Consider the following 2,221-nt stretch of genomic DNA (forward strand, 5'->3'; position numbering starts at 1 on the left):
GTCCTCAAGCCCCCTCGCCGTCTCCAAAAACGGCAACCGGCTATCAAACCCCCGACCCTCACTCCCCCTCGGCACACTCGCACCAAGCCAGACCTGCACAAAAGAAGCCAACCCAGGACTGATCCTGATGTCTTCCACGACTAGTGCTTCTTGTCCTGCGAGGCCTGATCGTGGATGTCCTGGAGAGCGTCGTCCTGCGGCTTCCGGACTTCACGCGACTGTCCGGCGACGAAGTTGACAAAATCCAAGAATCCAGTCGTCAGTGAGGCGACAGCGTCACGGACGGCCGCGAAATCCTGTTCGCATCCCGGATCCGTCTGATCGGCAAAGTCGTCGCCCACGCCCACATCGCCAGCCCATCCGCGAAAGGGTTTGTACTTCTCCTCAAAATCGCGAACCAGCCGTTCCGCCTGGAGGCAGCTGTCTCCCAGGAACGAGGACCCCTTCAGGATGCCATCGGGGTCAGCCGAGTACTCACTGCCCATAACGTCCTCCGCTCTTCCTCTTCTTGACAGTCTTTCCGCCAACCGTGGGGGCAGGCGATGTTTCCTCTCCGTCCTCGTGGATCTCGTCACGCAGACGGTCCGTCGCGCTGGACGACGTCTCCTCCCGCTCCGCTCCGTCGAGGATGGAACCGAAGATCTTGTCCCACTCCACGCCCACGTGGTCGGAGAAGGTCCCGCCACCGATGGATTGAGTGAGCGGTTCGAAGAGGTCCACCACGCGCCGGGCCATCTCCGCGCGGGCCTTCTCGGCGGCTTGCAGGACGGCGGAGGACAGCTGGGCCGCTGCCATGTTCTTGTATTTGCCGTCCAGGAACTCCACGCTGACCAGCGTTCCCTGCGGCCCCACCGTGACCTGTACGGACCTGTCCACGGAGACCGCGGTGGCCGAGGCTTCCTTGACATCCTCTTCAGCCTTCGCGACCGCCTCCTCCGTGGCCTTGAGCCTGGCCATCGCTTCGTTCAGGCGTTGTTCCATGGGCTCGTTCACAACGTCCCCTCCTCCAGCCTCTCTGTCTTGTGGATCTCGTCAACGTCCGAGCGCCTGTGGGGCTCCTCCCTCTTCGGTGCCCCACACGTCTTCCTCCTCGGCCAGCCATGTGGTGCGCTCGCGGTCCCCCGACTCGGTGGTCTGGTTCTGCTGCGGTCCCCCGGACATCGGCGGCGCGAACGGCGTACCGCTGGAGGTTTGCATGGAGCTACCTCGTGCGACGACGTTGTTCTCCTGCGTCTCAGGGCTGCCGGTACGCCGGCTGGTGCGGACGACGCCGGAGTCCTGCGTCGTGCGGGTGCGCTCCCCTGTGGTGTCGCCGCCCATGCCGCCCTTGGCCTGCGGGTTCATCATGCCCGGGCTGCCCCCATAGGGGCTGGAGCCGCCGGATTGATTGGTCGTCAGGTTCTGGTCGCGCCCCAACGCGTACGCGAGATCGTCTTGGTTGTAGAGGTTCCCGCCGAATTCCGACCCGTAGGGCGAGTAAGTCGAGGACAGGCCGGAGGGTTGGGGGAGAGAATTGATGCGCTGCTGGATGAGCTCGTCCAGGTTCCTCTTGGGCTCCTGCAACCGGTCGGACTCCGCCTGGATCTCGGCCATGCGACGGTCGTAGTTGGCCTTGGCCTCCTTCCGATCGTGTGCCGCTTCCTGGCGGGCCTCGTCCCGCTGCTGCTGGACGGCGTCCTTGTCCCGCTGGTACTGCTCCTTGGCCTGTGCCTCGGCCTGATCGGCCTTCTGGACTGCGTCGTGCTCGCGGCGGTCGATGTCGGCGAGCTGCTTGTCGTACTCTGCCTTGGCCTCCTTGGGGCTCTGCCCGTCGGAGAGTGCCTTCTCGTACTCCCGCTTCGCCTCGGCCCGTTCGCGGTCGGCCTCGTGATGGGCGGCCTCCCGCTGCTCCTTGGCATCGGCCTTGGCCTGTTCGAATTTGTCCTTGGCATCCGCCGCACGGTGGTCCGCAGCCTGGTTGGCGGCATCGCGCTCAGTCTTGGCGTCGGCGAGATCACGCTCGTACTGGTCGCGGGCTTGCGTTTTGTCCTGCTCCAGCTCGAACCGGCTCTGCGTCTGCTCCTTGAGGGCCTGCTGCCGTGCCTCGTTCTGGTCCTGGAGGACCTTCTCGCGGTCCTGCTCAGCTTGCGTGCGTGCCTTGTCCTGCTCGGTGCGGACCCGGTCCCGCTCCTCACCCTGCTGCTTGAGAGCTTCCTTACGGTCCTGCTCAGCCTGCGTGCGT

The 2,221-nt window shown here is 65.0% G+C and carries 2 protein-coding genes and 1 pseudogene; all 3 read right to left on the bottom strand.

Going from position 1 to position 2,221, the window contains the following annotated elements; translation table 11 throughout:
- Positions 1-140: 140 nt before the first annotated feature.
- Positions 141-485, bottom strand: coding sequence for a hypothetical protein (locus ACWCPY_RS36760; RefSeq protein WP_451272522.1), 345 nt, complete (start codon positions 483-485; stop codon positions 141-143).
- Positions 475-993, bottom strand: a complete 519-nt coding sequence (locus ACWCPY_RS36765) for a YbaB/EbfC family nucleoid-associated protein (RefSeq protein WP_451272524.1) — start codon at positions 991-993, stop codon at positions 475-477. The genes ACWCPY_RS36760 and ACWCPY_RS36765 overlap by 11 nt, the downstream gene beginning before the upstream one ends.
- Positions 994-1,032: 39 nt before the next feature.
- A pseudogene (locus ACWCPY_RS36770) lies at positions 1,033-2,221 on the bottom strand (hypothetical protein); the annotation flags it as partial.

The sequence above is a fragment of the Streptomyces sp. NPDC002403 genome, assembly GCF_053593015.1.

Bases quoted from the DNA above. Each gene is read 5' to 3' on its own strand.
- ACWCPY_RS36760 (WP_451272522.1), bottom strand. From the start codon at position 485: ATGGGCAGTGAGTACTCGGCTGACCCCGATGGCATCCTGAAGGGGTCC.